25 protein-coding genes are annotated in these 14,122 nt (G+C 61.7%); 15 read left to right on the forward strand and 10 right to left on the reverse strand.

What is annotated here, in order from left to right:
• Positions 1-223 precede the first annotated feature (223 nt).
• The 6 genes from LG388_RS26715 to LG388_RS18825 all read right to left on the reverse strand — a co-directional run bounded on the left by LG388_RS26715 (position 224) and on the right by LG388_RS18825 (position 2,661).
• Positions 224-352 carry a hypothetical protein gene (locus LG388_RS26715; protein ID WP_255632172.1) on the reverse strand — a complete coding sequence of 43 codons (129 nt, stop codon included), beginning with the start codon at positions 350-352 and terminating at the stop codon, positions 224-226.
• A gap of 23 nt (positions 353-375) precedes the next feature.
• Positions 376-633: a hypothetical protein gene (locus LG388_RS18805; protein ID WP_225783371.1), complete on the reverse strand. Its 258-nt coding sequence runs from the start codon at positions 631-633 to the stop codon at positions 376-378.
• A 48-nt stretch (positions 634-681) separates the two neighbouring features.
• Complete coding sequence (locus LG388_RS18810; RefSeq protein ID WP_225784227.1) at positions 682-948, reverse strand: hypothetical protein; 267 nt, start codon at positions 946-948, stop codon at positions 682-684.
• A 1-nt stretch (position 949) separates the two neighbouring features.
• Complete coding sequence (locus LG388_RS18815) at positions 950-1,372, reverse strand: hypothetical protein (RefSeq protein ID WP_225784228.1); 423 nt, start codon at positions 1,370-1,372, stop codon at positions 950-952.
• A gap of 80 nt (positions 1,373-1,452) precedes the next feature.
• Positions 1,453-1,773, reverse strand: a complete 321-nt coding sequence (locus tag LG388_RS18820) for a hypothetical protein (protein ID WP_225784229.1) — start codon at positions 1,771-1,773, stop codon at positions 1,453-1,455.
• A 672-nt stretch (positions 1,774-2,445) separates the two neighbouring features.
• Positions 2,446-2,661, reverse strand: a complete 216-nt coding sequence (locus tag LG388_RS18825) for a hypothetical protein (RefSeq protein WP_225784230.1) — start codon at positions 2,659-2,661, stop codon at positions 2,446-2,448.
• A gap of 308 nt (positions 2,662-2,969) precedes the next feature.
• Here LG388_RS18825 and LG388_RS18830 point away from each other — a divergent pair, with 308 nt between their 5' ends.
• Complete coding sequence (locus tag LG388_RS18830) at positions 2,970-3,239, forward strand: DUF1902 domain-containing protein (RefSeq protein WP_225783367.1); 270 nt, start codon at positions 2,970-2,972, stop codon at positions 3,237-3,239.
• A complete protein-coding gene (locus LG388_RS18835; RefSeq protein WP_225783366.1) occupies positions 3,236-3,424 on the forward strand; it encodes a type II toxin-antitoxin system HicA family toxin in 189 nt (62 codons plus the stop codon). Before LG388_RS18830 ends, LG388_RS18835 begins: the two co-directional genes overlap by 4 nt.
• Before the next feature lie 157 nt (positions 3,425-3,581).
• On the opposite strand, the gene LG388_RS18840 is transcribed toward LG388_RS18835, so the two are convergent.
• The 3 genes from LG388_RS18840 to LG388_RS18850 form a co-directional block, all read right to left on the reverse strand.
• Entirely contained in the window at positions 3,582-4,130 is a 549-nt protein-coding gene (locus tag LG388_RS18840) for a zinc-ribbon domain-containing protein (RefSeq protein ID WP_225784231.1), read from the reverse strand.
• Between the two features lie 7 nt (positions 4,131-4,137).
• Positions 4,138-4,371, reverse strand: a complete 234-nt coding sequence (locus tag LG388_RS18845) for a hypothetical protein (protein ID WP_225784232.1) — start codon at positions 4,369-4,371, stop codon at positions 4,138-4,140.
• A gap of 78 nt (positions 4,372-4,449) precedes the next feature.
• Entirely contained in the window at positions 4,450-5,121 is a 672-nt protein-coding gene (locus LG388_RS18850) for a LexA family transcriptional regulator (protein WP_304956856.1), read from the reverse strand.
• Positions 5,122-5,198: 77 nt separating this feature from the next.
• Here LG388_RS18850 and LG388_RS18860 point away from each other — a divergent pair, with 77 nt between their 5' ends.
• Positions 5,199-5,492, forward strand: coding sequence for a Cro/CI family transcriptional regulator (locus LG388_RS18860; protein ID WP_225784233.1), 294 nt, complete (start codon positions 5,199-5,201; stop codon positions 5,490-5,492).
• A gap of 212 nt (positions 5,493-5,704) precedes the next feature.
• Here the strand turns inward: LG388_RS18860 and LG388_RS18865 are convergent, their stop codons facing one another.
• Positions 5,705-6,079 carry a DUF2513 domain-containing protein gene (locus LG388_RS18865; RefSeq protein WP_225783362.1) on the reverse strand — a complete coding sequence of 125 codons (375 nt, stop codon included), beginning with the start codon at positions 6,077-6,079 and terminating at the stop codon, positions 5,705-5,707.
• Between the two features lie 62 nt (positions 6,080-6,141).
• On the opposite strand from LG388_RS18865, the gene LG388_RS18870 reads away from it, so the two are divergent.
• The 12 genes from LG388_RS18870 to LG388_RS18925 all read left to right on the forward strand — a co-directional run bounded on the left by LG388_RS18870 (position 6,142) and on the right by LG388_RS18925 (position 14,076).
• Positions 6,142-6,786 (forward strand): hypothetical protein, encoded by a 645-nt coding sequence (locus tag LG388_RS18870; RefSeq protein ID WP_225784234.1) that lies wholly within the window; start codon positions 6,142-6,144, stop codon positions 6,784-6,786.
• A gap of 283 nt (positions 6,787-7,069) precedes the next feature.
• Positions 7,070-7,459 (forward strand): hypothetical protein, encoded by a 390-nt coding sequence (locus tag LG388_RS18875; protein ID WP_225783360.1) that lies wholly within the window; start codon positions 7,070-7,072, stop codon positions 7,457-7,459.
• Positions 7,460-7,717: 258 nt separating this feature from the next.
• On the forward strand, positions 7,718-7,906 hold the full coding sequence (locus LG388_RS18880; RefSeq protein WP_225784235.1) for a hypothetical protein: 189 nt from the start codon (positions 7,718-7,720) through the stop codon (positions 7,904-7,906).
• Between the two features lie 105 nt (positions 7,907-8,011).
• Positions 8,012-8,839, forward strand: a complete 828-nt coding sequence (locus LG388_RS18885; RefSeq protein ID WP_225783357.1) for a ParB N-terminal domain-containing protein — start codon at positions 8,012-8,014, stop codon at positions 8,837-8,839.
• On the forward strand, positions 8,836-10,380 hold the full coding sequence (locus LG388_RS18890; protein ID WP_225783356.1) for a DEAD/DEAH box helicase: 1,545 nt from the start codon (positions 8,836-8,838) through the stop codon (positions 10,378-10,380). Before LG388_RS18885 ends, LG388_RS18890 begins: the two co-directional genes overlap by 4 nt.
• The gene (locus LG388_RS18895; protein WP_225783355.1) at positions 10,377-11,240 is read left to right on the forward strand and encodes a toprim domain-containing protein; all 864 of its coding nucleotides are present in this window, start codon (positions 10,377-10,379) and stop codon (positions 11,238-11,240) included. Before LG388_RS18890 ends, LG388_RS18895 begins: the two co-directional genes overlap by 4 nt.
• Positions 11,241-11,703: 463 nt before the next feature.
• Positions 11,704-11,994, forward strand: coding sequence for a DUF6378 domain-containing protein (locus LG388_RS18900; RefSeq protein ID WP_225783354.1), 291 nt, complete (start codon positions 11,704-11,706; stop codon positions 11,992-11,994).
• Positions 11,991-12,446, forward strand: coding sequence for a hypothetical protein (locus LG388_RS18905; RefSeq protein ID WP_225783353.1), 456 nt, complete (start codon positions 11,991-11,993; stop codon positions 12,444-12,446). Before LG388_RS18900 ends, LG388_RS18905 begins: the two co-directional genes overlap by 4 nt.
• On the forward strand, positions 12,439-12,846 hold the full coding sequence (locus LG388_RS18910; RefSeq protein ID WP_225783352.1) for a recombination protein NinB: 408 nt from the start codon (positions 12,439-12,441) through the stop codon (positions 12,844-12,846). The genes LG388_RS18905 and LG388_RS18910 overlap by 8 nt, the downstream gene beginning before the upstream one ends.
• Positions 12,847-13,144: 298 nt before the next feature.
• Positions 13,145-13,543 carry an HNH endonuclease signature motif containing protein gene (locus tag LG388_RS18915; RefSeq protein ID WP_225783351.1) on the forward strand — a complete coding sequence of 133 codons (399 nt, stop codon included), beginning with the start codon at positions 13,145-13,147 and terminating at the stop codon, positions 13,541-13,543.
• Positions 13,527-13,820: a hypothetical protein gene (locus tag LG388_RS18920; RefSeq protein WP_225783350.1), complete on the forward strand. Its 294-nt coding sequence runs from the start codon at positions 13,527-13,529 to the stop codon at positions 13,818-13,820. The genes LG388_RS18915 and LG388_RS18920 overlap by 17 nt, the downstream gene beginning before the upstream one ends.
• Positions 13,810-14,076, forward strand: a complete 267-nt coding sequence (locus tag LG388_RS18925; protein ID WP_225783349.1) for a hypothetical protein — start codon at positions 13,810-13,812, stop codon at positions 14,074-14,076. Before LG388_RS18920 ends, LG388_RS18925 begins: the two co-directional genes overlap by 11 nt.
• Positions 14,077-14,122 lie beyond the last annotated feature (46 nt).

Genomic DNA, 14,122 nt, shown 5'->3' on the forward strand with positions numbered 1-14,122 from the left:
CCCCAAATCGCGCTATCTCTTGCTGCCAGCGCGCGCGTAAGCACCACACCCCTTGTGCTCGGGAAGGGCGTGGGCTCATTCAGGGGCTTGTTGCCGCGCGGGTCCGGGGTCGCGGCTGGAGGAGTTGCTGGCTCCCGTGAAGATGAATGCCTAATCGCTGCGGCTGGTGCGCTCCCCCGGAAAAGCCAGAGGCCAGCTATCCGCTTTCGGCAATTCGGTGAGGTCATGCGTAGATGACCCAGATCGCGCACAGAAGCGCGAGGCAGACGGTGATACATGCGCCGTAGATTGGGCGCAGGTGCGGCGCGATGAAGATCAGCGCCGCAAGCAAAAGGAACTCGCCCGTTTTCATGCTTGCTTTGCAGGGCGGTGGGGTTAGGCGATCAGCCTCTGTTGACCGCGCCGTTCCAGTTCTTCGGGGCTTGGTTCGGTCTTGCCGGCGCGCACGGGCCGCATAGACTGAGGCCGGAAGTAGGTGCGCATCGCCTTGAGCCAAGCTTTGTAGGCCCAGCCACGTCGCTCGCAGAACGGGTAGTTCTTGCGGCAGTGCTTTTCCAGTTCGGCCTTGCTCATATCGGGATGAGCCTTGACCTGCTCAGCTATCCATGCGGCGCTGTCGTCTGTCCAGCTCATCACTCTCTCCTATAAACAGAGGGACCGAGATTGGTCCTGGTTGGGGCGTCAGACTTCCTGACTCCATGTCTCGCGGCTCAGCACCTTCTCGACGGTGCGAACGTGGACGTTGAACTGCTTAGCCAGGGCCTCGTTACTCAACTTTTCCCGGATGTGCTGGCGCAGCGATTCGCGCTGGCGGGCGGCCGACCGGATCGCTGCGATGTCCAACGGGATCAGCTTCGACTGCGGCAGCTCCAGGCCGCGCGCGACAAACTCGGTGCGGCGCTGCTGCCACTCGTCGCGGTGCAGGCCGTGCTTTGATCCGCGGCCCATGTCAGTGATTGACGCAGGCGGCGACGGCGTCGGGCCAGGGCGTGCCGGACTCAACCAGCCGCGCCACTTCCTGCCTGCCCAGCGCGCTCATGGTGGGGTGCGTGTGCAGGCAGCAGTCGGCAGCGTCCTCGTAGCTTTCCGCGCCTTCACAGCACACCGGACACTGGCGAGGCTGTCCGGCTGCAGCGCCAGGGCAGCACTTTTCAGCATCGTCTTCTCGACGGTGAGTGGTCTTGCAGACCGGGCATTTGTAGCGGTGGTACACCTCGGGAGGGCAGCACTCAAGGGCAGAGTCCTCGTCCTCATGTTCCGAGTCGCACATGCTGCACACGTAGATCTCGGTAATTTCCTGTGTCGCAGGGATCATGTTCGGCCCGAGCGCATTTGTCGCGATGATCCGCGTGAAGAAGTCATGCGTCTGCATCATTGCTCCTTGTGAAAACAGAAACGCCCTCGGTGTGAGGGCGCTTTTGATTTGCCACTCTTGCGAATGGCTCGCAGGGATCAGATCAGCGCCCACTCCCGGCGGCGCTTGGCCAGCTTCGGTCCCTGGGTTGCAACGTCCACCGTGTCCCATGCGTCTTCGGCGAGTGTTTGCACATAGCCGTTCAGGGCCTCGCCCCACGAAGGCACGCGCTCGGCATTGCTGGCCGCCGTAGTGACGGCCGTCAGCACATTCCCCCACATCGCGTTGAGCTTGTGGATCGCCTCTTCCAACGTGAATCCACGATTGACGAAGATGCTCAGTCCGATCACGTAATCCTCGACCTCCGAGGGCTTGCGGCCCATCAGCTCGGCCAGGGCGGCGATCTTTTCTGCGTCCATGCTGTTCTCATGTAAACCTGAGAGCACTCCGCGAATGCGCTCAGATTTCGCCCCTGTTGCCAAGGGCTGTGCGGACATCTCCCCGGCGTACCGGGCTCCCGCTGCGATCTGGCATCGCTTTGCTGATCAACATCAGCGCCGTGCACACGCGACTTCCGATCCCTACACAGGGCAATCGCGTTCCACCGGCTTTCTGTTCTAGGACGCCGGCCCCATCAACCGCTGCTCTCGTCGCGGTCTACGCCCTGCCATCAGAGGCCCGGGAAATACGTTGTGAACGATCTGTTGGCGCCCGGCCGATCCCTGGTGCCCATCGACTGCGCCCTTCCGGACTAGCCCCGCCTCTCCGTCCTGTCGGCTTAGCCCTCGTATCGGTCGGGCTGGGGTTTGTGTGTCGATGGGTGAATATTAGGCGCGGCCTTATCGCCTGTCAATAGGCGAAGCCTTATTCGATGAGGCGATGCCGCATCCCGCCGGTCATTAGTGCCACAATCCCCCCCACCGCTCGATGTCCGGGCGAAGAAAAAAGGCCGCTCGTGGCGGCCGTGGAGATACAGATGTTGAAGTTCCTACTGCCGCTGATCGCGGCGCTGAAGTTCAAGCACCAAGGCCAGACCGGCGAAGATCTGGGCCTGGGCGTGGTGGCCGCTTATGAGGCGGCGCGGGGCGAGGTCAATCGTCCTCGGGAAGATCGGGCAGGGGCTGCTGCAGCAGGTTATTGATGACCTGCTGGCGGAAGTCGGTCAACTTCTGGGCGTAGCGCGGTATCTCTTCCAGCTTTGCGCCCGCCACGCCGTAGACCAGCAGTTCCGGCTTCGTAGACAGGATGATCTCGATGTATCGATCCGCAAGCTCTGCGGCGGCGTTGATCTTGGCTTCGTCTGACATATCCCCTCCAGGGTGGTTGTGGACCAGCCATCCTAGTCAGCGCCTTGCGGATTGACCATGACCAATCGCCCCATGCCCTCCAACCTCAAGACGAAAAAAAGCCCGCCGAAGCGGGCTGTGTGGGGCATGGCTGGACGAACGATCAGTTGTATTTGCCGCAGCGCAGCACGGTTGTTCGGGTAGGTCCTACGTTCGGGCCTACCGAATGGGGCAAAATCAGGTGTTTACAGGCACTGTAAGCACACGCTGTGAAGCGTCCTGAGACTGTCTTTCAAACGACTCGTGAGAGTCGAGAACAGGAGTCTGATATGTATCGAGTTGGGTTTCCGGGATGGAAGCTGGCGGCTCGCTTTGGTAGGCCGCTCGTTTTCAACATTGAAGTGTTGAAGGATGAAGAGGCAGGGGTCTTTGTGGCGACTAGCCCTGATTTGCGGGGCCTTGTGGCCGAAGCAGCCACCCTTGAAGAACTGTTCCATGAGGTGCGCCTAGGCGCTGACGCGCTTATCACCGAACAAGTGCACGGGCGTGCCAAATCCGAGGCCAGGCTGGCTTGGAGTGGAGAGTTCTGCCCCGCATGAGGAGCTACTACCCTCAAGTTATAGCCATGCTCAAGGAGCATGGCTTTTCTTTTGATGGGGCAGGCAAAGGCTCCCACGAGTTCTATCGCAAGGGCGCAATCAGGGTGATGGTTTCATACAACTGCTACTCTCGCCACACCGCCAACGGCATCATGAGAGACGCGGGCATCACGCACAAGTTCTAAGGCCTCCTAGGGGCCTTTTCTTTGCCTACCTAAACGACTCCGGCACAACCAGCCTCACCCCGCCACCTTCCCGCCCTTGGGGTAGCTCACGCGCTGCCTCAATCCGTCTCGCAGTCGAAGCCGCCGCGGACTCGGCGGCAGGAGGTTGTGTGGCCGGTCATAGGATCGTCTTCCCGTCCAGCGTCAGCGAGGTGATGCGCTTCTGGGACTTGCTCACGGTACAGGATGCGGTGGTGGCGACGTCCAGGCCCAGGCCGTTGCGCATCCTTGCCATCTTGGTCGAGTTGCCCCAGGCGAAGTAGGCTTCATCGCCTGACCCGTGATCGACAACGTAAGGGATTTCGGCCTTGTCCGGATCGCGGGCTATCCGCTTGAGCGCCATCTGGCACATGACCAGCGCGTCTGAAGAATCGAACGCACGCGGCGCACTGGGGCCGGAGTTCTTTCCGCTGCCGGCACTGCATGAGCCGATGATGATCGCGGCCAGGAATGCCATCCCGATCCAGAAGTTTCTCTTGGTCTTCTTCTGCTCTGCTGCGTACTTTTTCAGGGCGGCACCATGCTCAGCCATGTCCGGGAATGTGCCCGCATAGGCCTCACCATCGCCCGCGGGCGGGGGAGTCTCAACTGGCGCACCGCAACGCGGACACGCCGCCGCCTTATCGCTGACCTGCTTGCCGCACTCGGTGCAGTTGATCAGTGCCATGTCAAGCTTACTCAGGCTTGCAGTTCATGCCGGTGGTCGTGTGGTAGCTGCAGAAGTGGCGCTTACCCTTGCAGACCGCCTCGAAGGTGTGCGTTCCGGACAAGGTCGCCTCCTCATTGACGATCTGGATTTCTCTGGCCGGACACCCAATCACGCCCGACGACAGGTCCTGCGAAATACGCGTACTGGTGCAGCCTGCCAGGACTGCCATTGCAGCGGCGGCCAAAGCCAATCGAATCATTCCCATCTCCGTTGGTTGAAACTCGATGTTACGCATTCGTCGGGGTCGCGCAACCTGGGAATGCTCACAGTTGGTGCGCTAGTGCTCCTTGGGTCTGCGGTACTTTCGGCGATGCTCCACCATGACGCCGATAACAGTCAGCTTGTGCTCTGCACTGCTGATCGTCGGATAGTCAGGGTTGAGCGGCACCAGGTCAAACAGATCCTGTCCCGCCAGGTCCACGCCCCTCAATCGGTACTTCTTGAAGGTTGCCTCCTGCTTGTGGTTCTTTGCCACCACGAAGTCGCCTGCGCGGGGGGCTAGATGTGGGTCTATGAAGACCCGGTCGCCCTCCAAGAAGTCGGGCTCCATGGACTTGCCTTCCAGCTCCAAGACGAACGTCCACTTTGACCAATCGTCGTCGCCGTACTCGATATCGAACCCGTCGCCGGGAGCGTAGGGGTCTGAGATCTCCTTGACCAGCCCGGCTTGCACCGCCGAAATCACGGGATACGGTCGTTTTCCACCGCTCACCGGCTTGGCGTTCATGTCGCCAGGAAATGACTCCAGCCCCCAGTGCGACGGTCCGGCCACGTCAGCGAAGTAGGCCCAGAGCTTGGGCAGCTTACCTTTGCTGATAGTGCCTCGATTGATCCAGTCTTGAATTGAAGGCGGCTTAACGCCGAAGTGCTGGGCTACATCCACCTTCTGGACGCCCTTTTTTTCAATGGCCTCAGCGATGGCGCGGCCAAGCTCAATACCTGTAAGCATCGCCTAATGCTCGACTAGGCGACACCGAATAGGCAATTCCTGTTGCAAGCGAGTAGGCGAAGCCTTATCATGAGGCCGTGCCTAATCCAATCGACCTCGCTGTAAAGCACGCCGGCAGTCAGGCTGCGCTGGCGCGCCTCCTGAATGTTGCCACCCCCACTGTCAATCAGTGGGTCGCTGGCGAGCGGCCTGTCCCAGAGGAGCGCGCAGTCCACATCGAGCGGCTCACTTCTGGCGCGGTGCTTGTGGAGGCGATGCGTCCTGATCGCCGCTGGGTACGCATCAAGGATCGGTCCTGGCCTCACCCATCCGGCCGTCCGGCGCTGGATGTCGGCATGCCCGCTCTCGCCACCGAGAAGGAGGGCGCATGAGCACGGTCCGCTCCCCGGACATGCGCGACGCCTTGGCGCGCATTCGATCTGGAAACAACCGGGCAGTTCTCGATGGGGCGATTGCCCTGACCCTTCGTTGGGGACAGATCGCGGGTCGCAGTGTTCGCCATCCCATTCGGCCGACTGAGCTGCTGGAGCTTGACCCCACAGGCAGCAGCTTGCTTGCTGCTGCGTTCGAGCTCCGCGAATTGCTAGCCCAAAGCCCGCAAGGTCGGCAGGCCCTGCGTGATTTCGGTTTTCAGCCATTCCTTGAGCACATCGAAGGTGAATGACATGCCTGGCTTGAGTACGTTGGCCTTCGCCTTCTTCCAGAGCGTGTCGTCGCGGATCGCATCCGTGAACTCGCACCCCGCCCAGGTCAGCCTGAACACAAAGGCATACCTCGCTTCGGAGGTGCCCACGCCATCCTGCGCAATTGCTTTGATCAGCCCCGCTTCCTGCAGCCATATGACGTGCGTCACAAAGTCTTCCTCTGCGACCCCTTCCAAGGCCGTCAGCTGCTCGCCATACGGCAGCGCCGCAGTCTCCAGCGCGATGCGCCTGATCAAGTCCATGTCTCGCTTCATTGGTCGGCTCTCCGGTGTTGAGTTGGGCCAGCAGATTCTCTCCCCCGAGAAGGAGGCTAGCCATGGGTGAGCGCACCATCGAACTGCGCCCCGGCGAGTCGCTGACCTTTGCCGATGGCACGCGCGTGTTTGTGCGTGCTGCCGATGGCGAGCAGGAGCAATCGACGGGCTGGCCCCCGATCCCTCGCATCTGGCGCTTCGTGGGCGAGCAAGGCCCCGAGCTTGAAACGACGGCGCCGTCCAAGCGCCAAGCCGCCGAAATCCGCACATTGCCAGAACTGCGCGATGTCGTCGTTGCACTGCAGGAGCAGGCGGACGAAAAGATCGACCTCCTGGGCGAGCTGATCTCCATCCGTGAGCAAATGCTTGCGCTCACAGAGTCCGTGCTGAACGGCGGCAGCGCAGGCGCATCCATTCCGGCAGACGAAGTGCCCACGCTTGCTGACGTGCTCGAAGAACTGCGGGCGAGCCGCGCGCTGCTGGAGCGCCAGACCGCCGTGCTGGCTTGGTCCCAACTGCTCCAGCGCGACCCCTTCAGTCCTTCGCCGCTTGACCCTGAACAAGCTGCGCAAGAAGCGCATTCGACTGCTCTTGCAGCTCGATCAACCGCTTCAGGGTTAGACCTAGCTCGCGTTGATTCGCTGTCACCGTCCGTGCGAACTCCGGGAAGTCCTTCAGTGGGTTCGGCGCAAGAGGCACGCGAGTGAATTCCATGTCGTTCATGTTCGCCCCTCCAGGGGATGGTTGTTGTGGTGACGCCATTCTGCCCCTGGAGGGCGCGGGCACCCACACCGGAATCTGACCCATGGCCGCCTTCATCGCCACCGCCTTGCTGACTGCCTTGGCCGTCGCCGCCCTGATCGACCTGGCTATCCAAGTCAGGCGCGAGCCCAACGAGGGAGAGGCTGAGTAGGGCTGAGGCATGTACGTGTTTCATGGCCTCTATTTTTTTGCCTCCCATTGATAACTCCAGATAAGGACTGATAGCAGATGGCATCAACCGTTATCACTGCCCTCCGCGCCGAGAAGAAGGACCAACTTACGCTGGACTTCACGCCTGGGCTGACGGATCGTCACCTGTCGCTGCGCGACTGCATCGCGGCGGGCGTCTACCAGCGTGGGCTCGGGCGCGTCGCCATCGATCTGAATCAGGCCCCCGGAAACCTTTCTGTGCAGTTGAGCGAGGACCCGTCCCGCAACTTCTCGGTGGACTCCCTTGAACGGTACATCGAGAAGACCGGGGACACGACGCCCGTGATGTATCTGGTCGAGAAGTTCTTGGCGCCAGATGCCCGCCCGAAGAACGCCAAGCAAGTGCAGGTCATCAAGGACCAGATGATCGAAATGATGCGGCAACTCGAATCGCTGGGGGCCGCATGAGGTTGCGCAGAGACACATGGGAGAAGTTGCTTCGTCGGTGGTCGGACATGCCCGAGTCGGCGGAAAGAAATCTTCTGTTGGCCGTCATGGCGCAGGCCATCGCTGACGAGCAATCGGATGCGGAAAATCAAAAAAGGACCCCCGACTTCCGGAGGGGATTCTTCGTCAATGGCCTCAAGAGTACTGCGCGGCCGCCGGTGTTGGGCACAACTACTTGATTGAGCAGTTGGAGCGCGCCGTGGCATTTGAGGAGGCCGCATGAACGCCTTCCAGAACACCACCGGCGCCAGCATCGCGCGCGCTGACACGCAGTTGCGCCGCTCGAATCTCTCGCTGGCATCGCGCCGTCGTCGCACCCGCAAGCTCATCACGACCACCGTGAAGGCTGGGCCGTACACGCTGGCTCCTATCGGTCGGCTTCCGTCGCAGGCAATCACTCAGGCCTGAGCAATCCATGAACAAGCTGGCCTACATCGCAGCCTTCCTGCGCTACCTGTGGATTCACAGGTCGTGGTCGAGCGCGGTGTGGTGCATCCAACACGAGGGCAAGAAGTGGCACTGAAGCAGCATCCTTTGTCGGCCGCATTCCCGGCCATGAGCGCCGAGGAGTACCAGGGGCTTGTTGACAGCATCACCGTGAACGGCGTGCTCAACCCCATCACCGTCTTCGAGGGCATGGTGCTGGACGGTTGGCATCGCTACACGGCAGCGAACGAAGTTGGTGTGGATTGCCCGTCGGTAGAGCTGGCAGACGTTGACCCGCGCGACTTCGTGATGGCGCAGAACAAGGCGCGTCGCCACACCACGCAGGCTCAGTTGGCGCTGGCGACCACCGCTGTGTTTGCCTGGTTCCCGGCTGACGGGGCGGCCCAAAGAGGGGGGGTCACACTGAATGTGACCCCCCCCAAGTCCAACGCGGAACTGGCCGCCATCGCAGGCGTTCACCCGAACACGATCACCCAGGCGAAGACCGTACAGACGAAAGCTGCGCCCGAAGTCCAAGAGGCTGTGAAGCGCGGCGATATTGGTCTGCCCAAGGCCGCTGCCATCGCCAAGCTGCCCAAGGAGGAGCAGGCCGCCGCCATCCACAAGCCCGCGCCGAAGTCTGAACCGGTGGCTGTCAACGATGCCCCCGAATACGACGGCCCCAGCGAAGAGGAGCTGCGCGCCCATGCCCTGCAGGAGCAGGCTGACCGTGAGGCCCTCGACAAGCTGATGGAGTCGGATGACAAGCTCGCCGCCGCCTATGCCGAGATCAAGCGCCTCAACGCAGTGAACGCTGCGCTTGAGAGCCGCCTGCAGGGTCTCATGAACGAGAAGAACGAGGCCATTCGCATGGTCAAGAGCCTGCAGCGCAAGCTGGACAAGGTGGCCGCATGAGCCTCGTCACTGCCCGCTTGTTTGAAGACAAGCCCAACTACGCCAGCACGACTTTTCCACCGCCGCGCCCGTTTCAACAGGCAGCACATGAAGCTCTGCGCCAGGGCTTCCGCGACGGCCACAAGAATCAACTCATCATGGCCCCGACAGGCGCAGGCAAGACCTACCTGGGCCACCGCATCGCGCACGAAGCGCTACTCAAAGGCCGTCGCGTGGTGTTTCTTTGCGACCGCACCACGCTGATCAACCAGACCAGCAAGACGGCTGACTCCTATGGGCTGTCGGCGCACGGCATCGTGCAGGCGAATCACTGGCGCCGGGCCACCGAGATGCCCTATCAGATCGCCAGTGCTCAGACCATTGCCAAGCGTGGTTACTGGCCTGCGGCTGATGTGGTGATCGTTGATGAGGCGCACACCCAAATGAAGGTGTGGACCGAATTCTCAGCGCAAAGCAAAGCAGCATTCATTGGCTTGTCGGCCACCCCGTTCTCGTCGGGCCTGGGCAAGATTTTCACGAATCTGATCAACGCCACCACGATGCACGAGCTGACCCAATCGGGGGTGCTGGTGCCGATGCGCATCCTTTCGTGCAAGCGCATGGATATGACCGGCGCGGCCACATCTGGTGGCGAATGGACGGATGCAGCCGCCGAAGAGCGCGGCATGGGCATCGTCGGCGATGTGGTCAAAGAGTGGATCGCGCATGGCGAAGGCCGCAAGACCATTGTGTTTGGCGCCACGATCAAGCACTGCCAGGAATTGGCTCGCCAGTTCCTTGACGCGGGCGTGATGGCCGCCGTTTTCACGAGCGAGACCACTGCGGCAGAGCGTGAGCTGCTGGTCAAGGAGTACAGCAAGCGCGATTCATCGCTGCGCGTCCTGATCAGTGTTGAGGCACTTGCAAAGGGGTTTGATGTGCCTGACGTCGGGTGTGTCGTGGATTGCCGCCCCCTTCGCAAGTCCCTTTCCACGGCAATCCAGATGTGGGGCCGTGGGCTGCGCGCGAGTCCTGACACAGGCAAGAAGGACTGCATCTTGCTGGACCACAGCGGAAACATCATCCGCTTCGCTGAGGACTTCACCAGCATCTTCTATGACGGCTTGAGCGCTCTGGACATGGGCGAGAAGCTGGACAAAAAGATTCGCCGGGAAGAGGACGAGGAAAAGAACAGCAAAGGGTGCCCATCGTGCGGCTACAAGCCCTTTGCGAAGCGCTGCATGTCCTGCGGGTTTGAGAAGCAATCGCCCTCGATGCAAGAGGCTGCAGCAGGCGTGATGCAAGAAGTGGTGATGGCAGGCAAGAAGAAGCTGGCAGACGATCACCGCCACCTGTGGGAGCAGCTTTGCAGCTATGCGCGCGGGCACAGCGCGCCTGAGCGTCAGGCAGGCCGCGCATGGAACCTGTTCAAGAAGATCACTGGTTTCGCGCCGCCGCGTGAGTGGCGCTTCGATTGCACGCCTAACGCTGAGATCACCGCGAACGTGCGCAACAAGATCAAGAGCCTTGATTTGGCCTACCTGAAGGCGGTGCGCGCATGACTGACTTCATCACCTTCGCACGTGCCCACGGCGTGGAAATCGATCCGTCGCGCTTTCAGCCTGGCAGCCGAATTCGTCGCTGTGGCACGGTTGACAAGCCAAAGAGCACCAACGGCGCCTACTTTTTTGATGGCGAGCGCGGCTGGGTCTTCAACTGGGCCGCAGAGGCGCGCGTCCAGTGGTTCAGCGACCCCAATGCGCGCCCGTGGACGGAAGAAGAAAAGGCGGCGTGGCGCGCGAAGCGCAATGCGGCCCAGGCCAGCCAGGACGCCGACCACCAGCGTGCCGCAAGACGCGCCCAAGAAATGCTGCGCGGCGCGAAGCCCTCTGAGCATGACTACTTGCACCGCAAGGGATTCCCGTCGCATCAGGGCCTCGTGGCAGATGACGGCGCATTGCTGATCCCGATGCGCGACGTGTTCACGAACAACCTCAACGGGCTGCAAGTCATCCGTTGGATTGAGGACGAGCGCAAGTTCCAGAAAAAGATGCTGCCAGGCATGAAGGCCAAGGCGGCGGTGTTTCGTATCGGCGACCGCTACGCACGCGAGACGTTCCTGTGCGAGGGGTATGCCACCGGACTATCAATTGAGGCAGCAGCGCGCGCTGTGGGCCTATCTGCGGCCATTCTGGTGTGCTTCAGTGCAAACAACATGGAGCACGTGGCTCGGATGGTTAAAGGCCGCGTGATGGCCTTCGCTGACAACGACGCATCGGGCACTGGAGAGAAAGCCGCGATCAATGCGGGTGTGCCGTATTGCATGAGTGATGTGGTGGGCGAAGACGCGAACGATCTGCACCTACGTGCTGGGCTGTTCGCGGTGGCGGGGAAGTTGATGAGGGTGCGCGCCATGCGTTAGCGCTTCTTATGTCTTCACTGCGCTGGTTGGACATGGTTTAACGGCAGCGGCGCAGGGTGAGTCCCCTACTGTTGGATCAGGTGCTGAAACAGGGGAGAGGGTGGCGAAGTTAGCGCCCTTGCATCGAACGGCTGACGGGTCATGCGGCTCCGAGACAGGACACATGTGAAGGCCTTCCCAGGATGGGCTAGGTCTGCCCACCAAGCCAGGTCTTAGGGGATTTCTAGCGACGTATCCATAGGAAGAGGAATGACGCGATGTGTGGGATGCAACAACTGGCGGCTGAAGGACGCGAAGGACATGGGAAAGCACGGATTCGGGCTGTGTGCCCACGGGAAGCCCTGGCAGTTCAAGTCGCCGAGCGGGACGTGCGAGCGGGCGGTGAAGGCCCCTGCGGACGTGATTGCGGCTCGTGTGAAGTGGCTGGACCGGAAGCCCAGCAACAACCTCTGAAGGAGTGCGCATGACCCCCCAAGACACCCAAGCGGGCGGCATCGACGCCGTACTGGACGAGCGCGGCAAGCGGTACGGCGTTTTCGCTGAGCACGCGGCCATCAGCCAGACGCTGACCGGAACCATGCGCATCTGCGAAGGCTGGGACCGACTCACATACGACCAACGCGAGGCCCTGGAGATGATCGCGCACAAGATCTCGCGCATCCTCAACGGCGATCCCAACTACGCCGATTCGTGGGTGGACATCGCCGGCTACGCAAAGCTGGTGGCTGACCGGCTGGAGGGCGTGGAGCGATGAAAACCTACCAGTACTGGGCAGTCCTTGATGAGTTGCCTGACGGATGGGTCATCGACAGAACCTGCGGCTCTCCGCTGGCTGGGCATGTGTTCGCGACGAACGGCAAGAGTCCGCTGACTGGGCAACGCCGCGTGCTTGTCCCGGTACGCCCGAAGGGGGATGCGCAGGCGGCAGTTGGAAGGCGGCCGGAGTTGGTCGTGCCAGTGCCCAGCGCACCTAAGAGTGGGGCTGGAGATTCGGTCTTTGATGCGGGCTCTGCAAAGGCCTTCAACGATCTGGCCCGCGCCCGCTTCAAGCGGCGACTGCTCTCCGACATCCTGGTTGACCTGCAGGTTTGCGATATTGAGGGCTGGAGCAAGCGCGAATACATCGAGCAACTCCAGCAGTTGATCGGAGGCATATCCCTGGCCGCCCCGGATGATGGGGCGCGCAAGGAGTCTGGCCGTGGCTGAAAAGCGCGTCATCCGCCTGATCGACCACGAGCGCCGCATGCGTGCACATGACGCCATCGACATGGCGCCGGAGGGGTACTGCGTCACTATTTCGGAGCCCACGCGCAGCCTGGAGCAGAACGCGGCGATGTGGCCCCTGCTGCAAGCCTTCGCCGACCAACTGCAATGGCCGGTCAATGGCCAGATGGTCTGGATGACTGCCGACGAGTGGAAGGACGTGTTGTCCGCAGCCTTCAAGCGCGAGTCCGTCCGGGTCGCCATGGGCATGGACGGCGGCATGGTGATGCTCGGCAGTCGCACCAGCAAGTTCAGCGTGCGCGAGATGAGCGAGTTCATCGAGTTCTTGCATGCGACCGCTGCGGCGCGTGATGTGGATCTGCACTACATGGAGGCTGCATGAAGACGTGGCATTGCTACACGCTCGTGGCGGCTGTGCTGGCGGCGCCTCATCTGTCGCGGGAATTTGCTTTGGGCGCAGTGCTCGCATGGGGACTTGCGGCGATGTGGATTGCGGCGAGGGGCGAATGATGCGTCGCGCCGCGAAGATCGACGCACCAAAGTATCTGGGCGCCCTCTGCAAGCGTGGGCACGACCACGATGGCACAGGGCAAAGTCTTCGGAAGCTGTCAGACCGCAGTTGTGTGGTGTGCTGCCGAGAAAAGGCCAGAGCGGCATATCGCCTCAACCCTGCCGCATCCATGGCTGCCCGCGACCGCGATGCCGCGCGGGCCTACCAGCGCGAGTGGGCGCGGGAAAGGCGCGCACTCAACCCCGTGTTGGCGAGAGAGCGCGGCCGAGATCGCTATCGACGAGAAGTCCTGTTGACGCGCCTTCGCAACCGGCTTCGGAAGGCGTTCGTCGCTTTCTCGGTGTCCGGTAAGCAGGCAGCGTCTTCCGAGTACGCGGACTTCATGGCAATCATCCGGCATCTAGGCCCATGTCCTGGCCCGCTGGGCGAATGGGAGATCGACCACATCAAGCCCCTGTGCAGCTTTGACTTCTCCGATCCTGAGCAGGTCCGTGCCGCTTTTCACCCTACGAACCATCAATGGCTCACGGCTGAGCAGAACCGGAGGAAGCATGCGAAAGAAAGCTAGGGTTGACGCCAACCAGCCCGCTGTGGTGGCTGCCCTGCGCAAGGCCGGCGCCACTGTGCAGAGCTTGGCCGCTGCGGGCGACGGAGTGCCGGATCTGCTTGTGGCCTTCCGGTCGGATCTGTTCCTGCTGGAGGTCAAGGACGGCAGCAAGCCGCCTTCGGCTCGTGCGCTCACGCCCGATCAGGTGCGCTGGCATGCGGCGTGGGGCGCCCCGGTCCATGTGGTCAACAGCGTGGACGAGGCGTTGCAGGCGATTGGAGCGATCCATGCAGTCTAAGAACAAGGCCGCCCCGACCAAGGCCGAGCGCGAGCACATCGTCCGCATCAAAGAGATGCCGTGCGGCGTCTGCGAAGCGCCAGGCCCGTCCGAGGCCCACGAACTGCGCCAGGGTGAGTGGCACACGTCCATTCCTCTGTGCGCCGACTGCCATCGAGGCAGTTTCAACGGCATCCACGGCCAGCAGCGCATATGGAAGGTCAAGCGCCTGGATGAACTGGCCGTGCTCAACAACACCATCGCCGCGCTGGTCTGAGCGCGAACTGAGGAAGGAGAAGGAATCGTGAACTGCAAGCCTGGGG

The sequence above is a fragment of the Xenophilus sp. Marseille-Q4582 genome, assembly GCF_916700565.1.
Lineage (GTDB): Bacteria > Pseudomonadota > Gammaproteobacteria > Burkholderiales > Burkholderiaceae_C > Xenophilus.

Bases quoted from the DNA above. Each gene is read 5' to 3' on its own strand.
- LG388_RS18920 (WP_225783350.1), top strand. From the start codon at position 13,527: ATGCGAAAGAAAGCTAGGGTTGACGCCAACCAGCCCGCTGTGGTGGCT.
- LG388_RS18890 (WP_225783356.1), top strand. From the start codon at position 8,836: ATGAGCCTCGTCACTGCCCGCTTGTTTGAAGACAAGCCCAACTACGCC.
- LG388_RS18840 (WP_225784231.1), bottom strand. From the start codon at position 4,130: ATGGCACTGATCAACTGCACCGAGTGCGGCAAGCAGGTCAGCGATAAG.
- LG388_RS18865 (WP_225783362.1), bottom strand. From the start codon at position 6,079: ATGAAGCGAGACATGGACTTGATCAGGCGCATCGCGCTGGAGACTGCG.
- LG388_RS18880 (WP_225784235.1), top strand. From the start codon at position 7,718: ATGAACGCCTTCCAGAACACCACCGGCGCCAGCATCGCGCGCGCTGAC.
- LG388_RS18870 (WP_225784234.1), top strand. From the start codon at position 6,142: ATGGGTGAGCGCACCATCGAACTGCGCCCCGGCGAGTCGCTGACCTTT.
- LG388_RS18895 (WP_225783355.1), top strand. From the start codon at position 10,377: ATGACTGACTTCATCACCTTCGCACGTGCCCACGGCGTGGAAATCGAT.
- LG388_RS18900 (WP_225783354.1), top strand. From the start codon at position 11,704: ATGACCCCCCAAGACACCCAAGCGGGCGGCATCGACGCCGTACTGGAC.
- LG388_RS18835 (WP_225783366.1), top strand. From the start codon at position 3,236: ATGAGGAGCTACTACCCTCAAGTTATAGCCATGCTCAAGGAGCATGGC.
- LG388_RS18875 (WP_225783360.1), top strand. From the start codon at position 7,070: ATGGCATCAACCGTTATCACTGCCCTCCGCGCCGAGAAGAAGGACCAA.
- LG388_RS26715 (WP_255632172.1), bottom strand. From the start codon at position 352: ATGAAAACGGGCGAGTTCCTTTTGCTTGCGGCGCTGATCTTCATCGCG.
- LG388_RS18850 (WP_304956856.1), bottom strand. From the start codon at position 5,121: ATGCTTACAGGTATTGAGCTTGGCCGCGCCATCGCTGAGGCCATTGAA.
- LG388_RS18815 (WP_225784228.1), bottom strand. From the start codon at position 1,372: ATGCAGACGCATGACTTCTTCACGCGGATCATCGCGACAAATGCGCTC.
- LG388_RS18820 (WP_225784229.1), bottom strand. From the start codon at position 1,773: ATGGACGCAGAAAAGATCGCCGCCCTGGCCGAGCTGATGGGCCGCAAG.
- LG388_RS18825 (WP_225784230.1), bottom strand. From the start codon at position 2,661: ATGTCAGACGAAGCCAAGATCAACGCCGCCGCAGAGCTTGCGGATCGA.
- LG388_RS18925 (WP_225783349.1), top strand. From the start codon at position 13,810: ATGCAGTCTAAGAACAAGGCCGCCCCGACCAAGGCCGAGCGCGAGCAC.
- LG388_RS18830 (WP_225783367.1), top strand. From the start codon at position 2,970: ATGTATCGAGTTGGGTTTCCGGGATGGAAGCTGGCGGCTCGCTTTGGT.
- LG388_RS18810 (WP_225784227.1), bottom strand. From the start codon at position 948: ATGGGCCGCGGATCAAAGCACGGCCTGCACCGCGACGAGTGGCAGCAG.
- LG388_RS18905 (WP_225783353.1), top strand. From the start codon at position 11,991: ATGAAAACCTACCAGTACTGGGCAGTCCTTGATGAGTTGCCTGACGGA.
- LG388_RS18845 (WP_225784232.1), bottom strand. From the start codon at position 4,371: ATGATTCGATTGGCTTTGGCCGCCGCTGCAATGGCAGTCCTGGCAGGC.
- LG388_RS18805 (WP_225783371.1), bottom strand. From the start codon at position 633: ATGAGCTGGACAGACGACAGCGCCGCATGGATAGCTGAGCAGGTCAAG.
- LG388_RS18915 (WP_225783351.1), top strand. From the start codon at position 13,145: ATGGCTGCCCGCGACCGCGATGCCGCGCGGGCCTACCAGCGCGAGTGG.